The following is a 23833-nucleotide window of genomic DNA, read 5'->3' as shown; positions in this document are numbered from 1 at the left end:
TGGAGAAAACAGGATAACCGGGCAACGTCATGGCCTCATCGCAGGGCGGGATGCCGCCTTTTCCGCACCTTATGTATAATTGCAAGCTTGAGACCTCTTGATGGCCGCGGCCGTGATCTTCATTGGGATCGGCTGAGGAACTTCCGGGCTCCATAGAGCACGATGGCGGATAACGTCCGCCCAGGGTGACCTGAGAGATAGCGCAACAGAGAACAGACCGCCCGTCCTCGACGGGTAAGGGTGAAACGGCGGTGTAAGAGACCACCGGGCCTCTGGTAACAGTAGGTCGCATGGCAAGCCTCATCGGGAGCAAGGCCAAGCAGATGGCGGTAAGGGCTGCTCGCCCGTGTCATCGGGTAGGCTGCTAGAGCCTGGCGGTAACGTCAGGTCGAGATGGATGGCCATCCGTGCTGCGCGTTCGCGCACGGCACGACAGAACCCGGGGTATGAGAGGTCTCATTTTTTTTCTTGGCTACGCCAACAATTCGGCGGCGACTCGGCGGAGGGTTTCGGGGCTGTGTCCTTTGCGGCCGCCTGCGGACCAAAACCGACGCTGACGGACCTGATGATCGAGGCCATGGGTTTTGCGGGCTATCTGGCGGCCCAATTCCCATGCGGCATCTTCAAAGATGCCATTTTGCTCAGCTTCGCCACACACCTGTTCAGCCAGTTTGCGGTCCACGCCTTTGCGAGCAAGTTCCAGGACCGCACCACGACGGCCCATCATGCGACCGGCACAATAGCGTACGGCCGATTCGGCATAAGCGCGGTCGTCAATCAGTTGCACGCGAATCAGCCGTTCGATGACCTCGTCCACGATCGCCTCGCCGTACCCTTTGGCAAGCAATCGTTCGCGTAACGCACCGGATGCACGCGGGGCCGCGTCCAGCAAACGCAATGCAGCCTCGCGGCAAGCGTCCAAATCATTGGGATCTTCGACAACGGCAGCGCCTCTCCCCCGTCGAGAAAAACGTCCCGACGGTTTCGACTGAACACGCTTCTCGGCAATGGGCATGTTTTGCGACGCAACAGGATTGCGCCGCAAGAATGCTTCGGCACTAATCATGTTCAGGCCTTAGCTGTGCCGGCCTTGGCACGGGTCGTTTTGGCAGCAGGCGCCGCTGCGGCCTTGCTGTCCTTGGCCACGTCGGCCGCAGCGGCCTCGCTGACGGCGGCCGCCGCTGCGGCTTCGCCATCTTCCGCGAACTGATCGGCGGAACCGATCAGACCGAACTCGGCCTTGACCTTGTTCTCAATCTCCTCGGTGATGGCCGGGTTGTCCTTAAGGAACTGACGGACCTTCTCTCGTCCCTGACCGAGCTGATCACCCTCATAGGTGAACCACGAACCGGACTTCTTGACCACGCCAACCTGCTGGGCCATGTCGATCACCGAGCCCTCACGGGAAATGCCTTCACCGTAGAGCATGTCGAATTCGGCGGACTTGAAAGGCGGGGCCATCTTGTTCTTGACCACCTTGACGCGCGTGCGGTTGCCCACCGCTTCGTCGCCGTTCTTCAAGGTCTGGATGCGGCGGATGTCGAGACGCACGGAGGCGTAGAACTTCAGAGCTTTACCACCGGTGGTGGTTTCAGGGTTGCCGAAGAACACGCCGATCTTCTCACGCAGCTGGTTGATGAAGATGGCGGTGGTGCCGGCCTGAGCCAACGCGCCGGTCATCTTGCGCAGCGCCTGACTCATGAGCCGGGCCTGCAAACCAACATGGCTGTCTCCCATTTCGCCTTCGATTTCGGCCTTCGGCACTAGGGCGGCGACCGAGTCGATGACGATGACGTCAAGTGCACCGGAGCGAATCAGCATGTCGGCGATTTCGAGGGCCTGCTCGCCGTTATCCGGCTGGGAGACGATGAGTGAGTCGGTGTCCACGCCGAGCTTGCGGGCGTAGGCCGGGTCGAGCGCGTGTTCGGCATCGATGTAGGCCGCCACGCCGCCCTTCTTCTGGGCATTGGCCACCACATGCAATGCGAGCGTGGTCTTACCGGATGATTCGGGGCCGTAGATCTCCACGATGCGACCCTTGGGCAGGCCGCCGATGCCGAGCGCCATATCGAGGGCCAACGAACCGGTGGGAATCACCTCGACGTTCTGCTCGGGCTGGTCGCCCAGTCGCATTGCGGAACCTTTGCCAAAGCTCTTCTCGACCTGCGCCAGCGCGGTGTCCAGCGCCGCCTTGCGCTTGGGATCGAGCTCGTGCTTGTCCTCGGCTGCCGGGTCCTTGGCCGGCTTGGTCTCAAGTGCCATGATCTTCTCCTTGTCGAAGTCGTGCGCGAATCGGATGCCTCCACCGTATGACGGACATGCCATGTGAGGCAATCCAAACCAACCATTGTGGTTCCAGCTTGCCCAAGCTCGGCCGCCTGGCCTCCTTAAGCCCTACTGCGGTAAGGCTTATGGCGGATGGCAAGCACCCTGTGCACACGTATGCGGCTTCTTGTCACTGTGGATAACTATAACCACACACACGAACATCTGTTCGAATTTGGCGTGCAACACGCCGAAATCGCCAATTTCACGATTCAGCGACTCCGTAATCCCGCAGTGTCAGACGGCGGGCATGGGCGGCGCGTTATGATCGCGGCCCCAACGCTTGGAGTCCGGAACCTCCATCTGGTCGCAGAACACATTCCAGACCACGCGTGGCTCCTCCCCCGCGTCCAACGCCTCGACCACAGTCATATTCGCCAGTTTGGGCATCCGTTGATCACGCGACAGCGAACGACCGTAGGTCCGACCGAACACCTCTTCAAGTAATTCCCAGAATTCCCGTTCACGCATACACGCCAGTGTGCCACCACCCGCAGGACAGCAAAAACCCGCATCGCCACAAGCGATACGGGTTCACAGCTAGACATAGATTACGGGACACGGTTTCACACCGCCAACCGATCAGCCCTCGACCGAGTCGAGATAATCAGCCACCATGCGCAGCATGCGCGAAGTGGAGACTCCGAGCGCATCGGCGATGGAGCTCAGCAGTTCGGAGCTGGCTTCCTTCTGCCCACGTTCGACTTCGGAAAGGTAGCCCAGCGAAACGCCTGCCTTCTCGGAGACCTCACGCAACGTACGGCGATCGCGTGTGCGCAGTTCGCGCAGCACATGACCGATAGCACCACGCAGCGAAACCTCGCGAGGCTCCTCCTCAACCACCACGGGCTCGGCAGCGGCAGTCGGCTTGTACGACGGCGAATCCTCATCCCACATACGTTCACGAACGGCTTGACGCTGATCCTTGGCCTTCTTGGCGGCCTGCGCCTTGAGCACCTGCTGCTGGGCGAACATCACCGCACGGCGCTGGGCCGGAGTCAGTTCACGCATACGGGCGACACCCGGCTGCACAGCCATCGGCTTCTTGGCGGCCACATCCATCTGTTCGTTCACTCGGGTCATCGTTTCCATCGCCATCGCCCCTTCCAAGGTCGGTTCAGTGTTTCCACTATGTACAACACGACGGTCCCGCGGTTTTATTCCTTAAAACTTGCTGTGAATAGACTCAAGTTTTGCAGAACGCGGAATACGGCGAGGCGACGAACCTCTTCGCGCATGCCATCAAGATGGAGTTCGACGGCTTTGAGCACTTCGGCATGGTCCGTGGTGAGGCTTGCGGGGATGCGCAGGCCCACATACACCAGTCCGGCCGGCTTGTCACCGTCCGGACCGGGGCCGGCCACGCCGGTGGTGGAAAGGCCGATGATTCGGTCGCCGTATTCCGGCTGGCTGTATAGGCGAGCGGCACCGATGGCCATCTGCCGGGCGACTTCGGGGTGTACGGCGCCTTCTCGATCCAATAGGGCCTTGTCCACGTGTAGGATCGAGGCCTTGGCATTGATGTCGTAGGTGACAGCGGAGCCCAGCAACACGTTGGAGGCACCGGGAATACGCACGAACGCATCGGCAAGCAGGCCACCGGTCAGGGATTCAGCGCAGGCGATTTTCGTATTGTTCGCCTCGCAGATCTTGAGGATGCCGGCCGCGAGACTGTCGCACAATTCCTGCATTGGAATATCCGTCACTTCCGCTTCGGGGCGACGAACGTGTTGTACAGGTACACGGCACCCGAGTAGAGGCACAGGACCAATGCCACGTAGATGATGGCGTAGGTCAGGAAGTAGTAAGCGGTCATCCAGAACGGCGTGGCTTGTCCGTTACCCAGAGACCAGAACGGCAGCAGCAGCATGGACAGACCCACGCACTGGAATACGGTCTTGAGCTTGCCGGGCCATGCGGCGGCGATGACCTTGCCGCCCGGACGCTCCATGACGAAGAAACGCATAACGGTGATACCAATTTCGCGAATCAGGAACAGGATGGTCACCCACCAGCCGAGCTCGCCGAACGCGGAGCATACAATCATTGCGCCGCAAGTGAGCAGCTTGTCCGCGATCGGATCCATGAGCTTGCCCATTTCGGTGACCTGATTGTATTTGCGGGCCATCCAACCGTCGATTTTATCGGTGGACGCGGCGACGATGAACAGCACCGCGGCGATCCAACGCAGGGTGAGGTCGTCGGCGCCCCAGGCCCCGGCGAGAATGTCGAGCACCAGGAAGATCACCACCAGCACTATGCGCGAGTAGGTGACCAGGTTCGGCGGCGCGTTCCATCCGTCGAACAGCGATGATTTGGGCGATGACTGCTTGTCCATTGTGTTCTCATCCATAGTGTTCACGTTACCCCCACACTTCTACCTTGAGTGAGTATTGGCTGGATATTGACTGCTATTATTCGGGAATCAGGTTGCGTGCTGATGGCCGCGTGGCCGCGCTTCTCTCCCTCCGCCCCTTCGGGGCCACCTCCCTCATCAGAGGAAGGTCGATGGGTGAATTATTCGCCGAGTTCGGGCTGTTGCGGGGCGGTGGCTTCGAGCGAGCTGGTTTCGCCTCGGATGAAGGCGAGCACCTGCGGCAGGTCCTGCGGCTGGACGAGCACTTCGCGGGCCTTCGAGCCTTCGGACGGCCCGACCACGCCACGCGATTCGAGCAGGTCCATGAGTCGGCCGGCCTTGGCGAAGCCGACCCTGAGCTTGCGCTGCAGCATCGAGGTGGAGCCGAATTGGCTGGTGACCACGAGTTCGGCGGCCTGCAGCAGCACGTCCATGTCGTCGCCGATCTCCTCGTCGGGCTCCATGCTGTCTTTCTTTTCGGCTTCCTTGGCCATCTGTTCGATGTCTTCGCGGTACTTCGGCTTGCGCTGGGTGCGCACGAACTCCACGGCCTTGCGAATCTCGGATTCGGACACCCACGAGCCCTGCACACGAATCGGCTTGGCGGAACCCATCGGCAGGAACAACGCATCGCCCTGGCCAATCAGGGTCTCGGCACCGACCGTGTCGAGAATGACTCGCGAATCGGTGGCGGACGAGGTGGCGAACGCCAGTCGGGATGGAATGTTGGCCTTGATCAGACCGGTGACCACGTCCACGGACGGACGCTGGGTGGCGAGCACCAGATGCACACCGGCGGCTCGTGCCAGCTGGGTGATGCGCTGGATAGAGCTTTCCACATCGTTCTTGGCCACCATCATAAGGTCGGCCATCTCGTCGACCACCACGAGGATGTACGGATAGGGGGCCACCTTGCGCTGGGAGCCGGCGGGCGCATGTACCTTGCCGGCGCGCACGGCCTCGTTGAAGTCCTTGACGTGGCGGAATCCGAAGAATTCGAGGTCGGAGTAGCGTGCATCCATCTCCTTGACCACCCATTCGAGGGCCTGTGCGGCTTTCTTCGGATCGGTGATGATCGGGGTCAGCAGGTGCGGGATGCCTGCGTAGGCGGACAGTTCCACGCGCTTGGGATCCACCATGATCAGACGCACCTGTTCGGGCGTGGCACGCATGATGATCGAAGTGAGCATCGAGTTGATAAAACTCGACTTACCGGAACCGGTGGCACCTGCCACCAGCAGGTGCGGCATCTTGGTCAGGTCGGCGGTCACGAAGTGGCCTTCGACGTCCTTGCCGATGCCGGAGAGCATCGGGTTCGGGTCGCCCACGGCCTTGTCGGAGCGCAATACGTCGCCCAAGTGCACGATTTCGCGATCCTCGTTCGGGATTTCGATGCCGATAGCGGACTTGCCGGGAATCGGTGAAAGGATGCGCACATCCGAACTGGCCACCGCGTAGGCGATGTTGCGCTGCAGGTTGGTGACTTTCTCCACCTTGACGCCGGGGCCAAGCTCGACCTCATATTGGGTGACCGAAGGGCCACGCAGGAAGCCGACGACTTTGGCGTCCACGTTGAACTGTTCGAAGGTGGAAGTCAGTGCCCGGATCACGCGATCGTTGGCCGGGGTGCGCATCGCATGGGGCTGACCTTTGGTCAGCAGGTTCAGGTCGGGCAACTGATACGGCCTATTGGCGTCGTCGTCTGTACCGTTGCCGGCGGCGGCATTCGGCTGTCCGTCCGTATTGGGCACGCCCTGGCCGACTCCGCTGCCATCCGCATCGGCGCCTGCGTAGGCTCCGGTCGCGGCTGCCGCGGCCGCGGCACCGGCGGCCCCGGCCGCTCCCATCGCCCCGGCTGCCCCCGCGAGCGCGACAGTACCGGCCTGGGCAGCACTGGGTGCCCACGGATCGTCTACCGCTCCCCCACCGGGCACGGCGACGGGCTGGCCACTGGTGATGACGCGGGTTCGGGAAGCGTCGCCATCATCCGCATCGGCAGCAGGCGCAGGGCTGGATAGGTGCGGACGGCCGTCGTACGAAGACGATGCAATGGTTCGCGCACCGGTAATCTCGCCGGTCATCGGATCGACCACCGGGGTTTCGGCGGTGGCACCATGCTGGCTGGCGGCACGGTCGAACGGATCGTCGGCAGCATACTTGTCAAGGGTTTTGTCGTCTTCGGTCTTGGACTTGCGGCCGAACAGTCGTGCGAACAGGCTGGGCCGTGCATCGCCGGCCTGATCGTTGTCGTTGCCGTCATCGTCGCCGTCATGCGAGGGAACACCGTCGGCAAAGGCGAGTGTGGTATCTCCCACACGGACCTCGTTGGGGAACTGGCTGGCGCTCCCATCCGTCTCCTGGCCCATCGGCACATACGGTTTGCGCTGGATCTTAGCGGCGATTTTGCGCGCATCCTCCGGCAAATCGGTGACGTGGGTGCCGGTAATCATCAGCAAGGAGAACAGGCCGACGACCACGAAAATGATGATGGCGAACACGTTGGAAAGGCCCCAGGCGAGCGGTGAACCGAGGAAGAAGCCGAACAGGCCGCCGGCGGATTGCAGAATCGTGACGTCGAATCCGGTGTGGTCGGCGGCGATCGCCACGTCGATAATCGAACAGATCGACCACATGAGCAGCACCCAACCGGTGACCACACGCGGGTTATTGGACCCTTTGCCGGAATTGCGCATGAGTCGGAAGGCCACGGCGGCGAGCAACACCGGCAGCACGACGCTCATCAGACCAAGCACACCGGCCGCGATGGCGTGAAGCAGCTGGCCGAATGGACCGCTGACACGGAACCATTCGGACGCGCAGAACAGTACGGCGAGCACGAGCAGCAGGAAGCACAAACCGTCACGACGGTAGGCTGGGTCGTATTCGCCGACGCCGGTGACGGCGCGTACGCCGGAGCCGAACGCGCGCGGAATCGCGAGCAGGATCTTCTTCCACAACGGCTCAGGTTCGAGGTCAAGCTCGGGCTGGACCTTGGTTTCGCCATCATGGGTAGACCCATTGTCTTTGGATTTACGGGGTTTGGTGCTGTTGGAGGATGCTGTTCGTGCCATATCGGGACTGATTCTACTAGTACGGGGGTGCATGGTTGGTGACGACACCGTGACGATATGGTCGATTGACGAATCCCGACAGCCGATTCGCCGCGGTTCGTCCGAGTCGATTCCCCGCTGGGGCGCGAATATGCCTTATCATGGGTTGCATGACACCCGCAGAGCGTGCGAGCGCAGTCGCATTTGCACTCAAGAACTGCGCACTGGAAGCGATGATGCCGGGCGAGGCAACGATGCGCGCCGCGGTTGCCTACGAACGCGGCTTGAAGCCCGTGACCCATCTCATCGACGTGGCGGACGAACAGACCGCCATGCGTCTGCGCGCCGCCGCCGACCCTGCCGGAAAGGATCGTCTGGCTGTCGGCAGTCTGGATGATCATGCCACGGATCGGGCGGATGCGGTGTTCGCACGTACCGTGTTGTTGGCGGAACGTCGATGGAATCCGTCTGGCGACTTGGATGAGTTGACCGCCATTCATAAGGGGCTGTTCGAAGGCGTGTTCGAGGATGCGGGCAAGTTGCGTACCTCAAACACCACACGCGAGGTGACGAACGACCGGGCTCGGGCCGCGAATCCGGAGGCGTTCTTCCCGGCTGGGCTCATTGAGACCGGCGCGCACAACATCGCGATGGAGTTGGCGGACAAGCGCAACTTGCATGCGTTGGATCGCGACGTGTTCGTTCACGCGTTTGCTTCTATTTATGATGAGCTCGGTTATCTGCATCCGTTCCGTGGCGGCAATGCGATGGTGCTGCGTATATTCGGTTCACGCTTGGCACATGACGCCGGCTGGGATCTCGACTGGGGCTCAGTGACGCGCGAAGAGTATCGCTCCGCCAAGCACTCGGCATATCGGGGCGACACGTCTGCACTGGAGACGATGTTCGACGCGATACTACGCCCGGCGAATCCGACGCGCGTGTTCTTGATCGCCGGCTGGAATCAGGGGCCTGCACACTGATTGCGGGTGATTGCATCGGCCTTTGGCTGATTCCTACGCCGTGATATCCCCCAGATGATGCTGGGTGTATTCGTCGGCTCGGGCGTCGATCGAGTCGTAGTCGCCGGCGTCGGCGTGCGCGATAATGGCCATCGCGTTGTCGACCAGTTTCGGGTTCAGGGCCTGCAGCCAGTGGATGCGCGGGTCACGGCCGAACCATCCCATCTGTTTGCGGGCGAGTCGCTTGGTTTTCTGTGCGATGTCCGCGAAGGCGTCGTTCACATCCCAGATGCCGTCCAGCAGGTCGATGATCTGCTGATAGCCGAGCGCGCGTACGGCGGTGGCACCCAGATGCGGGCGCAGCCGTTCGACTTCTTCGATGAACCCATCGTCATACATCTGCTTGGTGCGCAAATCGATGCGATGGTCCAAATCCGGGCGATCCAGGTCGAGTCCGATCTGCACGGACGGAATCACGTACCGGTAGCGCGGCAGACTGGCCGAATACGGTTTACCGGTAAGCTCGATGACTTCCAGCGCACGGATGGTGCGGCGTGGATTGCGCGGGTCCATGCGCGCGGCGGCCTCGGGGTCTTTGGCCCGCAGCTCGTCGAACAAAGCACCGGCACCCTCGGTTTTCTCGCGTTCCTCAAGACGTGTGCGCACGTCGGGATCGGTGCCGGGGAAGGTGATGTCATCGATGGCCGCTCTGGCGTACAAGCCGGAGCCGCCGACGAGAATCGGCCGGATGCCACGTGATTGCAGGTCGGCGATGGTCTCGCGCGCAAGCTGCTGGAATCGGGCCACGCTCATCGTGTCTTCGGGGTCGATGATGTCGATGAGATGGTGCGACACGACCGCCTGTTCTTCGGCGGTGGGTTTGGCGGTGCCGATATCCATGCCACGGTACATCTGGTAGGCGTCCGCGTTCACGATTTCGGCCCGCTCCCCCGCTTCGGCCAGACGCCGGGCGATGGCGATGCCCAACCCCGTCTTGCCTGACGCGGTGGGACCGACAATGGAGACGACTCGTTGCGTCATATACGCCCCCTCAGTGCCGCACGGAATAGGTCTGTCCAGCGGCCACATCGGGGTCGGCAAGCAGATTATGGCGGCCAGCGTGTGTGACGGTGACCGTGACGAAATCGCCGATTTCAGGTACCGGTTCGCCTTCAGGCACGCCGATGTGCACCAGCACGCCAGTTTTCTCGCGGCCGGTGACACGGTGGGTGTCGGTGTCCTTCTTGCCGAGTTTGCCGGTGATCATCACTTCGACGTCGCGGCCCTCGAATGTGGCGAGGTTCTCTTCGGTGATCTGCTCCTGCAACGCCACCAGTCGGTCGAACCGGTCCTGCACCACGTCGCGCGGAATCTGTTCCATTGCGGCGGCCGGCGTGCCGGGGCGTGGCGAGTAGATGAACGTGAACGCCGAGGAGAAGCGCGCCTGGCGCACCACGTCCATGGTCTGCTGGAAGTCCTCCTCGGTTTCGCCGGGGAATCCGACGATGATATCGGTGGAAATCTGTGCGTCGGGCATGGCCTCGCGGATACGACCGAGGATATCGAGGAACTTGGCGGACCTGTAGGAGCGGCGCATCGCGCGCAGGATGCGGTCGGAACCGGACTGCAGCGGGAAGTGCAGTTGATGCATGATATTCGGCGTTTCGGCCATGGCTGCAATCACATCATCGGTGAAGGCGGCCGGGTGCGGCGAAGTGAAGCGCACACGTTCGAGACCGTCGATGGTTCCGCAGGCGCGCAACAGCTTGCTGAAAGCGTATCGATCGCCGATGCCGTAGCCGAACGAGTTCACGTTCTGGCCGAGGAGCGTGACTTCCTTGGCACCGCCGGCCACGCATTGGCGGATCTCATCAAGAATGTCACCGGGGCGGCGGTCCTTTTCCTTGCCTCGCGTGGTGGGCACGATGCAGAACGTGCAGGTGTTATTGCAGCCCACGGAAATCGCCACCCACGAGCTGATGCGGGAGGCGCGGGCGGCGGGAAGCTGGCTCGGGAACTGCCGCAATTGTTCAGTGACCTGGACCTGCGCCTTGCCGGTCGCACGATTCTGATCCAACAGCTTGGGCAGATCTTCGATGTTCTTGGTACCGAACACCGCGGAAACCCATGGCGCAGTATCCGCGATCTTCTTGCGGTCAAGCTGGGCCATGCAGCCGCCAACGGCGATCTGCAGGTTCGGCCGAACCAGTTTGACGCGATTGAATCGGCCAATGGTGCCATACATGCGTTCGGCTGCGTTCTCGCGTACCGCACAGGTATTGAGCACCAGCAGATCGAGGTCATTGTCATCGATCTGGTCCTCGGTTGCAGGGACGTAGCCATTGGCCTCCAGCACGCCGGCGATGCGCTCGGAATCGTGCACGTTCATCTGGCAGCCGAGCGTGTGGATATGGAATACGCCCTTTCCACGCTCCCCCAGCAAGCTATCGGTTCCATCGGCTGCAATCGAGGCGCGCTCCGCCTCGGTCATCATGTCTTCATTCATAACGACCGATTCTATCGGCGGGGTTCGTCATGCTCCGGTCACGTATGCCATTGGTTGTCACGATGTCAAATTATGGGTTCTTGGAAAGATTCCCCGCTAACATCCAGATTGGCTGGAATCCACCGAGTATATTGGTGGACGTGATACTTGACCGACATAGCCGACTCAAAACCTCCGATCTGCAAGCCCGTCTCAAAGCGTTGGATCTTCCGGGAGGCACCTTTACTCCCGAACAGGTCGTTAAATTCGTTGACCTCATGCAGGTGTATGAAGGCGCGATGTACGAGATCAGCACCAAGCTGGAGATTCTCGACGACGAGTTCCAGGTGCGGTTCAGCCATGACCCTATACATCATATGGAACGCCGTTTGAAGTCGGTGAGTTCGATCATTGGCAAGCTGGAGCGCAAGAATCTGCCAATCAGTGTCAATTCCATTAAGGACAATCTGTTCGATGTGGCCGGCATCCGCGTGATCTGTAATTACCGCGACGACGTGTATTCCGTGTCCAACTATCTGTCGTCGCAGTCCGATATTCAGGTGCTGCGCGTCAAGGATTACATCAAGAACCCGAAACAGAACGGGTATCGTTCATTGCACGTAATCTACGCGGTGCCCGTGTTTCTCTCCTCGGGCGCGCATTACACGCCGGTGGAGGTGCAGTTCCGTACCATCGCCATGGATTATTGGGCGTCGCTGGAGCATGCGCTGCGCTACAAGACCGATTTGCCGGACAACAAGCTCGCCGAGCATTCACAGACGCTGCTCGACTGCGCCCGTTCGCTGCAGAACATTGAAGTGCAAATGCAGAACATCCACCGCGACATCAACGGCGCGCCGCAAGTGGGCGAAGCGCCTAAGACCTCGGACTGAGGTGCTATGGAATCGGCCTGCGGCCGATTCATTTAGCGTTTCAGCCACTTCGGCAGTCTGGCCGGCGCTTGGGCCAGCAGGGTGCCGAGGAAGATGAGGGCGCAGCCGAGGTAGCCGCGCGGGGTCATCACTTCACCGAGGAGTAGGGCACCGCCGACCGCCGAGAAGAACGATTCGAGGCTCATCAGCAGGCTGGCGCGCGTCGGCGGCACCCATTGCTGGCCGACCACCTGCAAGGTGTACGCGATACCCACCGAGCCGATGCCGGCGTACAGAATCGGAATCCAGGAATGAGCAGCGCCGGCCCAGTCGACCGAGCCTTCGATCAGCGAACCCGCCCAGCTCAGCACGGCGGTGGTGCAGAACTGGCCGAATGAAAGCTTGATGGCGTCCACGGTGCCGCCCAAAGTATCGATCACCAGAATATGCACGGCGAACAGCACGGCCGTGAACACGAGCAGGGTATCCGCCAGGCCGATCGAACCGAAACCATCGGTGATGCACAGCAGATAGAAGCCTGCGATGGACAGCACCACGGCCACGAACACCAGCATGCCGATGCGCCGGCGCAGGAACACGCAGGCCAGCAACGGCACCATCACGATGTACATGGCGGTCAGGAATCCCGCGCGGCCGGCCGATTTGCCGTACAGAATGCCATACTGCTGCAGGGTGCTGGCGGTGAACAGCACGATGCCGCAGATCACGGAAATGACCACCGGGTTGGCGAGCAATCGCGCCACGGCCGAATCGGGCTTGTTCGCATTCAGCTTGGCACCGGTGATGGTAACGACGTCGGATGCACCGTTCGATGCGGCATCTGTGGAGACGGCCCTGGATGCCTCGGTCCCAACGACATCGACCCCGGCTGTATCGCCCTTATCTGCGCTCCCCCGGCCACGCTGCCACAGCAGAATCGGCACCAAAGACAGCGCGCCCAGCGTGAAGCGGGTGGCGTTGAAGAACATCGGCGACATCAAATCCATGCCCTGGACCTGCGCCACGAACGCAAAACCCCAGATCAGCGCGGTCAACAACAGGCTCAGCATGCCTACGAGTTCTTGTCTTTTCACGGGGAGACAGCCTAACGTGCGAATGTGACAGACATGAAAAAGCCCGGCCACAATGTGGTCGGGCTGTGACGTTTGACGAGCAGGCTACATGCCGCCCACCAATCGGCTGGCGAGGCTAGTCCCTGTTGCCGAGCAGCTGCAGGATGTACAGGAACATGTTCACGAAGTCGAGGTACAGGTTCAGGGCACACAGGATGGAGATCTTCTTGACCATTTCCGGGCCCTGGGCCTCGTACTCGGTCAGCAGCGCGCGCGTGGACTGCGCGTCGTAGATGGCCATGCCGGCGAACAGGATCAGGCCGATGGCGCAGACGATCTTGGTCATGCCGTCGACCTGCACGAAGGCGAGCACGATCTGCGAGATGATGAGCACGATCAGGCCGATCATCAGGATCGGGCCGGCCTTGAGCATGTCGAACTTAGTAGTCATGCCGAACATGGTCAGCGCGAAGAAGAACGCGGCGGTGACACCGAGTGCCACGCCGATCGAGCCGAGGTCGTAGACCATGAAGATCGAGCTCAAGGTGAAGCCCATCAATGCGGCGTACACATAGAACATGACGCGCGCAGTGGCCGACTTCATCTTGGTGACGCGCATGCCGAGCACCACGGCCAGGGCAATCTGCACCACGCACAGGCCGATGAGGCCCACCATGCCGGTGGCCATGAGGAAGCTGTAGTAGGCTCCGGTGATCTGGCCGAGCACGGCGACCACGGCGGTGACGAGGATGCCGATGGTCATCTCGCCGTACACCTTGGTTACGGAGACGCGGCGGGCCTCCTCGTAGTTGTAGGTCATCGTCGTGTTGATGGTGGCGGCACCCGCGCCGGCACCGGCCGCATCCTGCGGCGCGTACTGGTAGGTGGGGGCGCCCTGCGGCTGGGCATAGTAGTTCTGGCCGTAACCGGACTGTGCGTATTGCTGTCCATATCCAGACTGTTGGGCGGCGTTGTAATCAGGCGTGTTGTATTGCGGGTTGTATTGCCCGTTGTTCTGGGGCTGCTGACCGAATGTCATAATCGCTCCTTTAGCGTTTGTTCCAGTACCAATCTTAGAGGAACAAAGCTGAACATTCCATGAATAGGATCGATCGGCTCGTTCTGCTCATCTCAAAGCGTAACGGGCGTTTCCACCATGCGCGTGGCATGCACCGTAATCGGCGAATCGTCTTGCAGCACATAGCCCAACGCCGAAATCGCCTCCCGTATGTTTATCTCGGAGCATACGGCCAAGGCGCATCTCTCCTCCGCGGCGGACAAGCTCAATATGGGCCGCGTACAGATGGCGAGGCTGGTGGAGCGGGCCGATTTGCCGGCGCGACTGTAACACGTCCGGTTATCGAGCCATATCAGTCATAATGGAGAACATGAGTGAAGCGATTATTCGAACGTTACGTAAAGACGATTATCCGGCGCTGATCGACCTGGTGCGTCGCACTTGGTACGCCGAATATGATGAGCGGACCGGCTTGCTGGCAGCCGAGGCCGATTGGGAAAACTGTCTGGCACGTGTGACCACGGCCTTTGTCGCGGAGCTGGAAGATAAACCCGTCGCATTGATTGTGGGGCGTATCGACGAGCTCGACCATCGCAGCCCGCTGAACATGCACCGGCGTCATTCGTTGCGCAAGCTATTGCAACTGGCGTTTGCCCACGACGGTATGGCAGCTGCGAGCGAGATTCTCGGGACTCTTCATGTCGATAGGCAACTGCGTAAGCAGGCGGCGAACATTGGCCATGAGTATTCGGCTGAAGTGGTGCTGTTCGTACTTGATCCGGCGGCGCGCGGTCACGGTCTGGGCCGGCGCATGTTCGAGACGATGATGAGCGCATTCCGCGCAGCCGGCATACGTCAGTACTTCCTATTCACGGATACCACGTGCGATGTCGGATTCTATGTACATCGCGGCCTGACGCAGGTGTGCGAGCAGTCACTGCCCGCATCCGTGCCGGGAGAAAACCCGTCTTCGTTCTACTTGTATGAGGGGTCGGTGCCCGAGCCGGCGTGATGTGCCCGCCGTCGGGCGAACACTGGTAGGCTTGAGCACAGTCGGCACGTCGGCATACCGTCCAGAGGCCGGCGACGAAGGGATTGACATGGCAATCAGCGCGAAGGAACTACCACTCGGGAAAGTGTTCACCCCGGATTTCCGGTTCACAATCCCCTCATTCCAGCGGGCCTACATATGGAAGGCCGAGAACATCCTGCAACTGGTAAGCGACTTGGACGACGCCTGCAAGTCACCCGGTACCCCGTATTTCCTCGGCTCGCTGATTCTGGTACGCGAGGGCGACAACCGTTATGACGTGATCGACGGGCAGCAGCGGCTGGTATCCCTGTCGATCATCATCGCCGTGCTGCGCGATCTGGAGCGAGACCCGGATCTCATGCGCCAACTCGACGCGCTGCTGGTGGAGCCCGGCGACAAGCTGCGCGGCATCGTCACCGAGCCTCGCCTCACGTTGCGCGAGCGCGACGCGGCGTTCTTCCGCGAACACGTGCAGGAGGACAACCTCGAATCCGTGTTCGACATGAACGACGACGATCTGGCGACCGCTGCGCAACGCAACATCGTCGCCAACATCCGCAAGACGTACGACGAGATCTCCAATTGGTCGGCATCCGAACGCCAGCAATTCGCGCAGTATCTGGTCAACGAGGTGACGCTCGTCATCGTGACCACCGACGATCTCGACGGCGCGCATCGCATCTTCGACGTGATGAACATGCGCGGCCTGCCGCTCACCCCGTCCGACGTGTTCAAGGCGCGCGCCACGGCCAGCCTGTCGACCGCCGAACTTGACGTGTACGCCGCCCGCTGGGATGACATCATTGACCCGCTTGGCGACGATCCGCATGACTGTGAGGAATTCTTCGCCTATCTGCATCTCGTGCTCACGCACAAGCCGGCCACCGACAAGCTCATCGAGGATTTCCTGGCCGACGTGCTGCAACCGTACATCGACAAAGGCACGGTGCCCACGTTCATCAACCAGGTGCTGGCACCCTACGCGATGGCGTGGCGGATCATCGCGCGCCCCAGCGATACCGTACTGCCCGCCGAGGTGCGTAGCCGGCTTGAGGGATTGGACGATTACCGCAGCCACGAGTGGAAGCCCGTGGCCATGTGGGCGTTGGTCAATTCGTATCGCGGGCTGGGCGACGCCGATCTGTCGCCGTTTGTGGTTCGTGCCTCGCGTATCGCCAGAACCACGGCCACGTTGGAATCGTTGGGTGCCCATGACGAGCGTCGGCTGCTGGAAATTCTGACCGCATTGGAACAGGTGACCGGCATCCGCACGCTGAATCGCGCTGGAGCGTTGGAGCGGCGCGGTTATGCGAACGCCGCCATCCGTGATCTCGACAAGGGCTATTTGGTCCAGCGCGTGAACGGGTTGCATGTCTCGGACGGCGACCGTGAAGGCGCATTGGTCCGTTTGCATGGCGAGATGCAGGGTGACGGCGATTTGGTCCGTCTGCTGCTGATTCGCGCCAACGAGCAGAAGGCCGGCATGCAGTTGGATCGACCACGCCGGTTCAGTGCGCTGCCGATTATGCCGTTGGATATCGAACGGTCGAAATCGTTTGCGGACTGGCCGCAGGATCAGCATGATTTCTGGATGTACCGACTCGGCAATATGGCGCTGGTGCAGGGCCCTGAGGATCAGTTGGACAGGTTGAGTGAATATCCGGCACGTCGCGACCGCATGCTGTTGCGCGCGGATTCACGTCGTTTCCCGCTGACCAATCAGTTGAAGGATTTCGCTGACTGCACACCTGCCCTGCTGGAGGCGCGGCAGGAAGAGTCGGTCCGACTCATCGTGGAATACTGGGGCATCCGGTATGACAAGGACGCCCGTGATCTGACCAAGCAGAATGTCGATGAGTTGTCGAAGACCTCTCCACGGCCGTCTCATAGTTCGCGGCGCGTCACGATCCGGCAGGTGATTGACGCTGGTCTGCTAGTGCCGGGCGAGCGTCTGGTGTGGGAGCGGCCGCGCAAGGGCGAGCGCTGGTTTGCCACGGTCACCGAAAACGGTCGTCTCCGTCTGGATGACGGCTCCGAATATCCGACTCCGACCGCCGCGGCCCGTGCCGCCGCCGGAGGACGTCGCGGCGGCGGTCTGGACGTGTGGAAGCGCACGCGCAACGGTCAGAAGCTCAGCGACATCTGGAAGCAGTTCCGTCTACAGGCGCAGTAGGCTACGGTAGCCGGCACATCATTGGTGGCTCCCCTCCGTGAGGGGAGCCACACGCTCATTTATTCCAGCGCCGCCACGATTTCAGCCGGTGTTTTGCAATATTCGGGAAAATGACTGATTAATTCGGCATCCGATGTGACCACACAGTTGGCACCGGATTGTTGCGCGGCAACGATGATCAGATCATCTTCAAAATCCCGATGCCGTTTTTGCAGGGAAAAAGCCTTATCACATGTCGACTCATCGACAGCGACAATGTCACACATCTCCTTCACCTGCTCGATACAACGCCATGGCACCCGTGACGACAGAAAGCTGCGAGTGAAATTCTCCACTTCTGATTCATTCGGTTTGAATTCCCTACGAATCGCCGATGATGATAGGTATGCGATATCCTTCAGCGACAATGACGCGCACAACAACGTAACGTTGTTCTTCGCGCCAAGTTCCATAACCGCTTCCGCCATCTTGGCGTGATCATCGCGATGGAGCAAATAGTCCAACAGTACATTGGTATCAAGCAAAATACGCTGCATGGAAACGTCGGTCATCAATCGGCCCTCTTCATGTTGTAATACGTATCAAGTTGCTCGTCGTACATTTTGTCGCGGAACTGCTTGTAGGTAAGACCTTCCATGAGGTCGGTGTCTTCTGAGATCAGTCCGGCCTTGACCAGTTCCTTGTGCACGTATCCGGCACCTTCTCGAATCAGTTTCAGCTTGCGCTGCTTTTCCTCCTCGCGGGCTTGCTCTTCGGCGGTCGTTTCCAATGCCGGCACTTCCTTGCGATCGGCGATGTACAACCACAGCGACCGGATTACGTCACTCACCGATACGCCTTTGCCCTTGAGGACTTCTTCGACCTCGTTCTTCAGTTTCGCATCAATGCGAACGTTCATTTGGACCATGGTCATGGCAACCTCCATTTCGAAGATGCTATACAGTATAGCATTTTGGCATGCATGGAAAAGGCCGGTATCCGTTGGCGGATACCGGCCTTGCTCCCCTCAGTCAGCTTCGCTGACAGCTCCCCTCAAGAGAGGGGAGCCAAGAAGGTGGTTACTTCATGAGGTTGCGCAGCACGTACTGGAGGATGCCGCCGTTACGGTAGTAGTCGGCCTCACCGGGCGTGTCGATGCGGACCACCGCGTCGAACTCGGTCTTGGAGCCGTCCTCGTGGGTGGCGGTGACATGGACCGTCTTGGGGGTCACGCCCTCGTTGAGCTTCTCGACGCCGGCGATATCGTAGGTCTCGGTGCCGTTGAGGCCCAGGGACTCATAGGATTCGCCTGCCGGGAACTGCAGCGGCAGCACGCCCATGCCGATCAGGTTGGAGCGGTGGATGCGCTCGAAGCTTTCGGTGATCACGGCCTTGACGCCGAGCATCACCGTGCCCTTGGCGGCCCAGTCGCGCGAGGAGCCGGTGCCGTATTCCTTGCCGGCGAGCACCACGAGCGGCACCTTGTTGTCGATGTAGTCGCGGGAGGCTTCGAAGATCGTGGTCGGCTTCTTGGCGAGGAAGTCGTAGGTGAAGCCGCCAGGCGTCACCTCCCCGCCCACGGAGGCGAGCAGCCGGTTGCGCAGACGGATGTTGCCGAACGTGCCGCGCACCATGATCTCGTGGTTGCCTCGGCGAGAACCGTAAGAGTTGAAGTTCTTCGGCTCCACGCCGCGCTCGGTCAGGTACTTGCCGGCCGGGCTGGAGGCCTTGAACGCGCCTGCCGGGGAGATGTGGTCGGTGGTGACCGAGTCGCCCAGGAGGGCCAGCACACGGGCGCCGTGGATATCGGCGACCGGGTCCGGCGTGGCCTTCATGCCGTCGAAGAAGGTCTGCTTGCGCACATAGGTGGACTTGTCGTTCCACGCGAACAGCTCGCCTTCCGGCACGTCGAGGCCCTTCCAGCGGTGGTCGCCGTCGAACACGGAGGCGTAGTCCTTGAGGAACATCTCGCGGCTCACGCTGCCGTCGACCACGGCGGCGACCTCGGCATTGGTGGGCCAGATGTCCTTCAAGTACACGTCGTTGCCGTCCGCGTCGGTGCCGAGCGGCTGGGTCTCGAAGTCGAAGTCCATCGTGCCGGCGAGCGCGTAGGCGATGACCAGCGGCGGGGAGGCCAGGTAGTTCATCTTGACGTCCGGGCTGATGCGGCCTTCGAAGTTGCGGTTGCCGGAAAGCACGGCGGTGACGGTCAGGTCGTTGGCGTTGATCGCCTCGGAAATCTCGGGCAGCAGCGGGCCGGAGTTGCCGATGCAGGTGGCGCAGCCGAAGCCGACGAGCTGGTAGCCGAGTGCATCGAGGTCGTCCTGCAGCCCCGCGGCCTTGAGGTAGTCGGCCACGACCTGCGAGCCGGGAGCCAGCGAGGTCTTGACCCAGGGCTTGGGCTTAAGGCCCTTGGCATGTGCGTTGCGGGCGATCAGGCCGGCGGCGATCATCACGGACGGGTTGGAGGTGTTGGTGCATGAGGTGATCGAGGCGATGGCCACGTCGCCGTTTTCGATGTCGAAATCGCCACGGAAGTCGGTGGACACGGCCACCGGATCCTTGACGGTCTTCTCGGTCTCGTAGGCGGGGGCGGTCTTCTCGAACATGCTCTTGGCTTCGGACAGCAGAATGCGGTCCTGCGGGCGCTTCGGGCCAGCGATGGACGGCACCACGGTACCGAGGTCGAGTTCCTCGTATTCGGAGTACTGCGGTTCCACGTAATCCGGGTCGGAAGCGTCGCCCCACAGCTTGTTGGCCTTGGCGTAAGCTTCGACCAACGCGACCTGCTCTTCGGAGCGGCCGGTCAGGCGCAGGTAGTCGAGCGTGACATTGTCAATCGGGAAGATGCCGCAGGTGGAGCCGAACTCGGGGCCCATGTTGCCGATGGTGGCGCGGTTGGCCAGCGGCACGGAGGCGATGCCTTCGCCGTAGAATTCCACGAACTTGCCGACCACGCCGTGCTTGCGGAGCATGTCGGTGATGGTCAGGACCACATCGGTGGCGGTAACGCCCTCCGGGATGGAGCCGGTGAGCTTGAAGCCGACCACGCGCGGCACGAGCATGGAGATCGGCTGGCCGAGCATGGCGGCCTCGGCTTCAATGCCGCCGACGCCCCAGCCGAGCACGCCCAGACCGTTTTCGGTGGTGGTGTGCGAGTCGGTGCCCACGCAGGAGTCGAGGTAGGCGAGCGTGTTGCCGTTGGCCTCGGCCTTGCTCATGACCACCTTGGCCAAGTATTCGATGTTGACCTGGTGGATAATGCCGGTTCCCGGCGGCACCACGCGGAAGTTCTTGAATGCCTGCTGACCCCAGCGCAGGAACTGGTAGCGTTCACCGTTGCGCTGGTATTCGATGTCCATGTTTTGCTGGACCGCGTCGGCGATGCCGTACTTGTCGATCTGCACGGAATGGTCAATGACCATGTCGGACTGGACCTGCGGGTTGATGACCTCCGGGTCGCCGCCGAGGTCCTTGACCGCGTCGCGCATGGTGGCGAGGTCCACGATGCAGGGCACGCCGGTGAAGTCCTGCATGATCACGCGGGACGGCGTGAACTGGATTTCGTGGCTGGGTTCGGCGTTCGGATCCCAGTCGAGCAGGGTCTTGACGTGCTCGTCGGTGATGTTGGCACCGTCGATGTTGCGCACCAGATTCTCGACCAGTACCTTCAGCGAGTACGGCAGATGATCGATGCCGTCGAGATTGGCGATGTTGTAGTAATCGAAGTCCTTGCCGGCTGCCTTGAGGGTAGCCAGCTGGTCGTCGCGTAAGGACATGCTTCCTCCGAAATCATGAATCGGCTTATGATGCCGCTGATTATCCGCTACACATGGTACGGGCACGTTACCGAGGCTCTGGCGTGTCGGCTTGAAGTATGAGACAATCGCGCCGCCGTCTCAATGCCGACGCGAGAGCTTGCCCGTCAGTCCGCGCACGAGCGGCGCCAGCCACAGGCACAGCGCGAAGATCAGCGCGGAACCGGCCAACGCGATCAGCGTGGCCACCATCGTGGCGCCGGTCGGCAGAATCAGAGCGAAGAAGTTCGCCACGAACGGGACGAACGAGCCGATCACGCCCGCCGCCGCGAACACCGCCACCAGCACGCCACGCCAACCGTTGAGTGGTCTGGCCACGCGGGCCAGCACGAACACGCCCATCGCGAACAGGATGATGGCGCTGGTGGCGCGCAGGGCGGACAGGTCCGCGGCATCGCCGGTCACATTCCAGCCCATGACCGGCGGCAGCACCCAAGCGGCCAGCAGCACCGACAGCGCGGTGGCGATGCCTCCCGGCAACGCGAACGCGACCACACGCTTGAGGAACCCCGGCATGTAGCGGCGCGTGTTCGGCGCGAGCGCCAGGATGAACGCGGGCATGCCGATGGTAAGGGCGCCGATATACGTGATATGGCGCGGCAGGTATGGGTATGGGATTTGCGTCAGCACTACGCCGAGCGAGATCAGCGCGGAGTACACGGTTTTGACGAGGAACAGGCTGGCCACGCGCTCCATATTGGCCATGACCTGACGGCCCCGCGCCACGACGTCCGGCAGGTGCGAGAACTTCGAATCCACCAGCACCACCTGGGCCACGGCCTTGGTGGCGGGCGCCGCATTGCCCATGGCGATGCCGAGATCGGCCTCCTTGATGGCGAGCGCGTCGTTGACGCCGTCGCCGGTCATGGCCACCACGTGGTTCTGCGTGTGCAACGCCTGCACGATGGCCCGCTTCTGGGCGGGCAGCACACGTCCCAGCACATCGACGTTTTCGAGCACGCGGGCCAGTTCGTTCACGTCCTCGGGCAGTTCGCGCGCGTCCATCGCCACAGGCTCATGGTCGCCGGTGAGTCTGACCTTGCGGGCGATGGCGCCGACCGTCACCGGATTGTCGCCGGAGATCACACGGCAACGCACTCCCTGTTCGCGGAACCAGGCCAGCGTCCGCGCGGCATCCGGGCGGATCCTTTCCGAGCACAGCACAAGCGCCACCGGCCTGGCCTGCGCCTCCAGCCGAGGCCCGTCGGATTCACCGGGCTTGGCGGACGCGGCCGTCTGCGGGGAACGGCCGGTGTGAAGCGGGTCGTCGGGACCGTCGTATCGGGCGATCAGCAATACGCGGTTCCCGTCGTCGGCGTAGTCGTTGACCCGCCGCAGCACATCGGAGTAATCGCCGTCGAGCGCGGCGACGATGACTTCGGGTGCCCCCATGTACCATGTCTCGTTCCCCTCACGGCCCGTGGCCGCCGACGATCCGGCGTCCGGGCGGCGCACCGCGCTCCATTTGCGCGATGAGGAGAACGGCACACGGGATGCGACCTGTCCGGGGCCATGGCCTTGGGCCTTGAGCCCGGCGAGCACGGCCTGCCCGGTGCCGTTGGGTTGTTCCTCGTCGCAGCAATCGTACAGGGCCTGCACGGCCTGCCGTTCGCAGGCCGCATCGGCGGCGGCGTCGAGCATCACCAGTCGGTTGAAGGCGATACCGCCATCGGTGATCGTGCCCGTCTTGTCGAGGTTCAGCGCGTCCACGCGCGCCAGGGTCTCCACGGATTCAAGCTCCTGCACCAGAGTGTCGTGGCGGGCAAGGCGCATGGCGGCCACCGCGAAGTTCAGCGAGGTCAGCAGCACCAGACCTTCCGGGATCATGCCCACCACACCGGCGACGGCGGACACCACGGCCTGCCGCCATTCACCGGTGGAGAGCGCCGCGTGCCATCCTCCGACCGTATGGATCTGCGAGAGGATGAGCAGCACGCACAACGGCACCACCAGGAACGTCATGAATTTCAGAATCGTGTTGATGCCCTTGTTCAGGTCGGACACGGTTTTCTTGTATACCTTGGCCTGCGCAGTGAGCGTGGCGGCGTAGGAATGGCTGCCGACCGCATTGACCTTGACCAATGCCATGCCGGAGACCGCGGTGGCGCCGGAATACACCTGCTCCCCCACCTTGTGGCGCACGGTGCGGGATTCGCCGGTCAGCATGGATTCGTCGAGTTCCAGTCCCCAGGTCTGGATGATCTGCCCGTCGGCCGGCACCTGTTCGCCGGCACGAATCCATAACAAGTCGTCAAGCACGATTTCGTTATGAGATACCTCGACATCCTTGCCGTCACGATGCACGAGGAAGTCGGAGGCCACGAGGATGGATAGCCTGTCCAGCGTGCGCTTGGCCCTCAGCTCGGTGACGATGCCGATGCCCGTGTTGATGATGATGACGAATCCGAACACCGCGTCCTTCCAGGAACCGGTGACGAGCACCAGCGCCATGGCGGCGCAGATGATGCCGTTGAACAACGTGAACACGTTGGCCCGTACGATGTCCCGCACCGAGCGGGACGTGGAGGTTTTCACCGCGTTCGACTGGCCGCTTTCGATTCGTTGCACCACTTCTTTGGGGGTAAGACCGGTCGCTCCGATCTCAGGCATTTCCACGGCTGTTGTTGCACTCATATTCCCCAGCTTACCGCGTCTTGTTTCGCAATCCACTAAGGCTCAGGGATGATTC

General features: G+C 61.5%; 19 protein-coding genes, 1 other RNA gene and 1 pseudogene. 6 read left to right on the top strand and 15 right to left on the bottom strand.

Annotated features, from left to right (window positions below):
* Positions 1-88: 88 nt before the first annotated feature.
* Positions 89-463: RNase P RNA component class A (rnpB, locus tag FYJ31_RS02455), an RNA gene on the top strand.
* A 9-nt stretch (positions 464-472) separates the two neighbouring features.
* On the opposite strand, the gene FYJ31_RS02450 is transcribed toward rnpB, so the two are convergent.
* From FYJ31_RS02450 to FYJ31_RS02420, 7 genes are all read right to left on the bottom strand, one after another.
* Positions 473-1066 carry a regulatory protein RecX gene (locus FYJ31_RS02450; RefSeq protein WP_071477740.1) on the bottom strand — a complete coding sequence of 198 codons (594 nt, stop codon included), beginning with the start codon at positions 1064-1066 and terminating at the stop codon, positions 473-475.
* Between the two features lie 2 nt (positions 1067-1068).
* Positions 1069-2262 (bottom strand): recombinase RecA, encoded by a 1194-nt coding sequence (gene recA / locus FYJ31_RS02445; RefSeq protein ID WP_007052644.1) that lies wholly within the window; start codon positions 2260-2262, stop codon positions 1069-1071.
* 300 nt (positions 2263-2562) lie between these two features.
* Positions 2563-2796 (bottom strand): DUF3046 domain-containing protein, encoded by a 234-nt coding sequence (locus FYJ31_RS02440; protein WP_154535881.1) that lies wholly within the window; start codon positions 2794-2796, stop codon positions 2563-2565.
* 111 nt (positions 2797-2907) lie between these two features.
* Complete coding sequence (locus FYJ31_RS02435; RefSeq protein ID WP_077323764.1) at positions 2908-3423, bottom strand: helix-turn-helix domain-containing protein; 516 nt, start codon at positions 3421-3423, stop codon at positions 2908-2910.
* Between the two features lie 59 nt (positions 3424-3482).
* Positions 3483-4016: a CinA family protein gene (locus FYJ31_RS02430; RefSeq protein WP_154535880.1), complete on the bottom strand. Its 534-nt coding sequence runs from the start codon at positions 4014-4016 to the stop codon at positions 3483-3485.
* A gap of 11 nt (positions 4017-4027) precedes the next feature.
* A complete protein-coding gene (pgsA, locus tag FYJ31_RS02425) occupies positions 4028-4678 on the bottom strand; it encodes a CDP-diacylglycerol--glycerol-3-phosphate 3-phosphatidyltransferase (protein ID WP_154535879.1) in 651 nt (216 codons plus the stop codon).
* Positions 4679-4842: 164 nt separating this feature from the next.
* Positions 4843-7752: an FtsK/SpoIIIE family DNA translocase gene (locus tag FYJ31_RS02420; protein WP_154535878.1), complete on the bottom strand. Its 2910-nt coding sequence runs from the start codon at positions 7750-7752 to the stop codon at positions 4843-4845.
* A gap of 212 nt (positions 7753-7964) precedes the next feature.
* On the opposite strand from FYJ31_RS02420, the gene FYJ31_RS02415 reads away from it, so the two are divergent.
* Complete coding sequence (locus tag FYJ31_RS02415) at positions 7965-8714, top strand: Fic/DOC family protein (protein WP_186277887.1); 750 nt, start codon at positions 7965-7967, stop codon at positions 8712-8714.
* Between the two features lie 33 nt (positions 8715-8747).
* On the opposite strand, the gene miaA is transcribed toward FYJ31_RS02415, so the two are convergent.
* Both miaA and miaB read right to left on the bottom strand, forming a co-directional pair.
* On the bottom strand, positions 8748-9734 hold the full coding sequence (gene miaA / locus FYJ31_RS02410; protein ID WP_012577307.1) for a tRNA (adenosine(37)-N6)-dimethylallyltransferase MiaA: 987 nt from the start codon (positions 9732-9734) through the stop codon (positions 8748-8750).
* Between the two features lie 10 nt (positions 9735-9744).
* Entirely contained in the window at positions 9745-11199 is a 1455-nt protein-coding gene (gene miaB / locus FYJ31_RS02405; RefSeq protein ID WP_195839412.1) for a tRNA (N6-isopentenyl adenosine(37)-C2)-methylthiotransferase MiaB, read from the bottom strand.
* 131 nt (positions 11200-11330) lie between these two features.
* On the opposite strand from miaB, the gene FYJ31_RS02400 reads away from it, so the two are divergent.
* Positions 11331-12071: a GTP pyrophosphokinase gene (locus tag FYJ31_RS02400; RefSeq protein ID WP_080771594.1), complete on the top strand. Its 741-nt coding sequence runs from the start codon at positions 11331-11333 to the stop codon at positions 12069-12071.
* Positions 12072-12103: 32 nt separating this feature from the next.
* Here FYJ31_RS02400 and FYJ31_RS02395 read toward each other — a convergent pair whose 3' ends face one another.
* Both FYJ31_RS02395 and FYJ31_RS02390 read right to left on the bottom strand, forming a co-directional pair.
* The gene (locus FYJ31_RS02395) at positions 12104-13120 is read right to left on the bottom strand and encodes a DMT family transporter (RefSeq protein WP_060620908.1); all 1017 of its coding nucleotides are present in this window, start codon (positions 13118-13120) and stop codon (positions 12104-12106) included.
* Between the two features lie 139 nt (positions 13121-13259).
* Positions 13260-14162, bottom strand: a complete 903-nt coding sequence (locus tag FYJ31_RS02390; RefSeq protein WP_032745207.1) for a Bax inhibitor-1/YccA family protein — start codon at positions 14160-14162, stop codon at positions 13260-13262.
* Positions 14163-14330: 168 nt separating this feature from the next.
* Between FYJ31_RS02390 and FYJ31_RS02385 the strand changes: the two are divergent.
* From FYJ31_RS02385 to FYJ31_RS02375, 3 genes and pseudogenes are all read left to right on the top strand, one after another.
* Positions 14331-14471: pseudogene (locus FYJ31_RS02385) on the top strand (LuxR C-terminal-related transcriptional regulator); the annotation flags it as partial.
* A 40-nt stretch (positions 14472-14511) separates the two neighbouring features.
* Positions 14512-15153 carry a GNAT family N-acetyltransferase gene (locus tag FYJ31_RS02380; protein ID WP_013140893.1) on the top strand — a complete coding sequence of 214 codons (642 nt, stop codon included), beginning with the start codon at positions 14512-14514 and terminating at the stop codon, positions 15151-15153.
* 88 nt (positions 15154-15241) lie between these two features.
* The gene (locus FYJ31_RS02375; RefSeq protein ID WP_065435928.1) at positions 15242-17347 is read left to right on the top strand and encodes a GmrSD restriction endonuclease domain-containing protein; all 2106 of its coding nucleotides are present in this window, start codon (positions 15242-15244) and stop codon (positions 17345-17347) included.
* 59 nt (positions 17348-17406) lie between these two features.
* On the opposite strand, the gene FYJ31_RS02370 is transcribed toward FYJ31_RS02375, so the two are convergent.
* The 4 genes from FYJ31_RS02370 to FYJ31_RS02355 all read right to left on the bottom strand — a co-directional run bounded on the left by FYJ31_RS02370 (position 17407) and on the right by FYJ31_RS02355 (position 23778).
* Entirely contained in the window at positions 17407-17898 is a 492-nt protein-coding gene (locus FYJ31_RS02370) for a PIN domain-containing protein (RefSeq protein WP_071477730.1), read from the bottom strand.
* Positions 17898-18260, bottom strand: coding sequence for a type II toxin-antitoxin system RelB/DinJ family antitoxin (locus FYJ31_RS02365; protein WP_011068030.1), 363 nt, complete (start codon positions 18258-18260; stop codon positions 17898-17900). Before FYJ31_RS02365 ends, FYJ31_RS02370 begins: the two co-directional genes overlap by 1 nt.
* 145 nt (positions 18261-18405) lie before the next feature.
* The gene (gene acnA, locus FYJ31_RS02360; RefSeq protein ID WP_154535876.1) at positions 18406-21105 is read right to left on the bottom strand and encodes an aconitate hydratase AcnA; all 2700 of its coding nucleotides are present in this window, start codon (positions 21103-21105) and stop codon (positions 18406-18408) included.
* A 120-nt stretch (positions 21106-21225) separates the two neighbouring features.
* The gene (locus FYJ31_RS02355; RefSeq protein ID WP_154535875.1) at positions 21226-23778 is read right to left on the bottom strand and encodes a cation-translocating P-type ATPase; all 2553 of its coding nucleotides are present in this window, start codon (positions 23776-23778) and stop codon (positions 21226-21228) included.
* Positions 23779-23833: the final 55 nt, after the last annotated feature.

Origin of the sequence: Bifidobacterium sp. WCA-178-WT-4B (assembly GCF_009696495.1) — a bacterium.
GTDB lineage: Bacteria > Actinomycetota > Actinomycetes > Actinomycetales > Bifidobacteriaceae > Bifidobacterium > Bifidobacterium infantis.
The sequence above is the reverse complement of the archived record's forward strand: the minus strand, read 5'-3'. Positions and strand labels throughout refer to the sequence as shown.

Coding starts and splice junctions, on each gene's coding strand:
- FYJ31_RS02450 (WP_071477740.1), bottom strand. CDS start 1,066: ATGATTAGTGCCGAAGCATTCTTGCGGCGCAATCCTGTTGCGTCGCAA.
- recA (WP_007052644.1), bottom strand. CDS start 2,262: ATGGCACTTGAGACCAAGCCGGCCAAGGACCCGGCAGCCGAGGACAAG.
- FYJ31_RS02440 (WP_154535881.1), bottom strand. CDS start 2,796: ATGCGTGAACGGGAATTCTGGGAATTACTTGAAGAGGTGTTCGGTCGG.
- FYJ31_RS02435 (WP_077323764.1), bottom strand. CDS start 3,423: ATGGCGATGGAAACGATGACCCGAGTGAACGAACAGATGGATGTGGCC.
- FYJ31_RS02430 (WP_154535880.1), bottom strand. CDS start 4,016: ATGCAGGAATTGTGCGACAGTCTCGCGGCCGGCATCCTCAAGATCTGC.
- pgsA (WP_154535879.1), bottom strand. CDS start 4,678: ATGGATGAGAACACAATGGACAAGCAGTCATCGCCCAAATCATCGCTG.
- FYJ31_RS02420 (WP_154535878.1), bottom strand. CDS start 7,752: ATGGCACGAACAGCATCCTCCAACAGCACCAAACCCCGTAAATCCAAA.
- FYJ31_RS02415 (WP_186277887.1), top strand. CDS start 7,965: ATGATGCCGGGCGAGGCAACGATGCGCGCCGCGGTTGCCTACGAACGC.
- miaA (WP_012577307.1), bottom strand. CDS start 9,734: ATGACGCAACGAGTCGTCTCCATTGTCGGTCCCACCGCGTCAGGCAAG.
- miaB (WP_195839412.1), bottom strand. CDS start 11,199: ATGAATGAAGACATGATGACCGAGGCGGAGCGCGCCTCGATTGCAGCC.
- FYJ31_RS02395 (WP_060620908.1), bottom strand. CDS start 13,120: ATGCTGAGCCTGTTGTTGACCGCGCTGATCTGGGGTTTTGCGTTCGTG.
- FYJ31_RS02390 (WP_032745207.1), bottom strand. CDS start 14,162: ATGACATTCGGTCAGCAGCCCCAGAACAACGGGCAATACAACCCGCAA.
- FYJ31_RS02380 (WP_013140893.1), top strand. CDS start 14,512: ATGAGTGAAGCGATTATTCGAACGTTACGTAAAGACGATTATCCGGCG.
- FYJ31_RS02375 (WP_065435928.1), top strand. CDS start 15,242: ATGGCAATCAGCGCGAAGGAACTACCACTCGGGAAAGTGTTCACCCCG.
- FYJ31_RS02370 (WP_071477730.1), bottom strand. CDS start 17,898: ATGACCGACGTTTCCATGCAGCGTATTTTGCTTGATACCAATGTACTG.
- FYJ31_RS02365 (WP_011068030.1), bottom strand. CDS start 18,260: ATGACCATGGTCCAAATGAACGTTCGCATTGATGCGAAACTGAAGAAC.
- acnA (WP_154535876.1), bottom strand. CDS start 21,105: ATGTCCTTACGCGACGACCAGCTGGCTACCCTCAAGGCAGCCGGCAAG.
- FYJ31_RS02355 (WP_154535875.1), bottom strand. CDS start 23,778: ATGAGTGCAACAACAGCCGTGGAAATGCCTGAGATCGGAGCGACCGGT.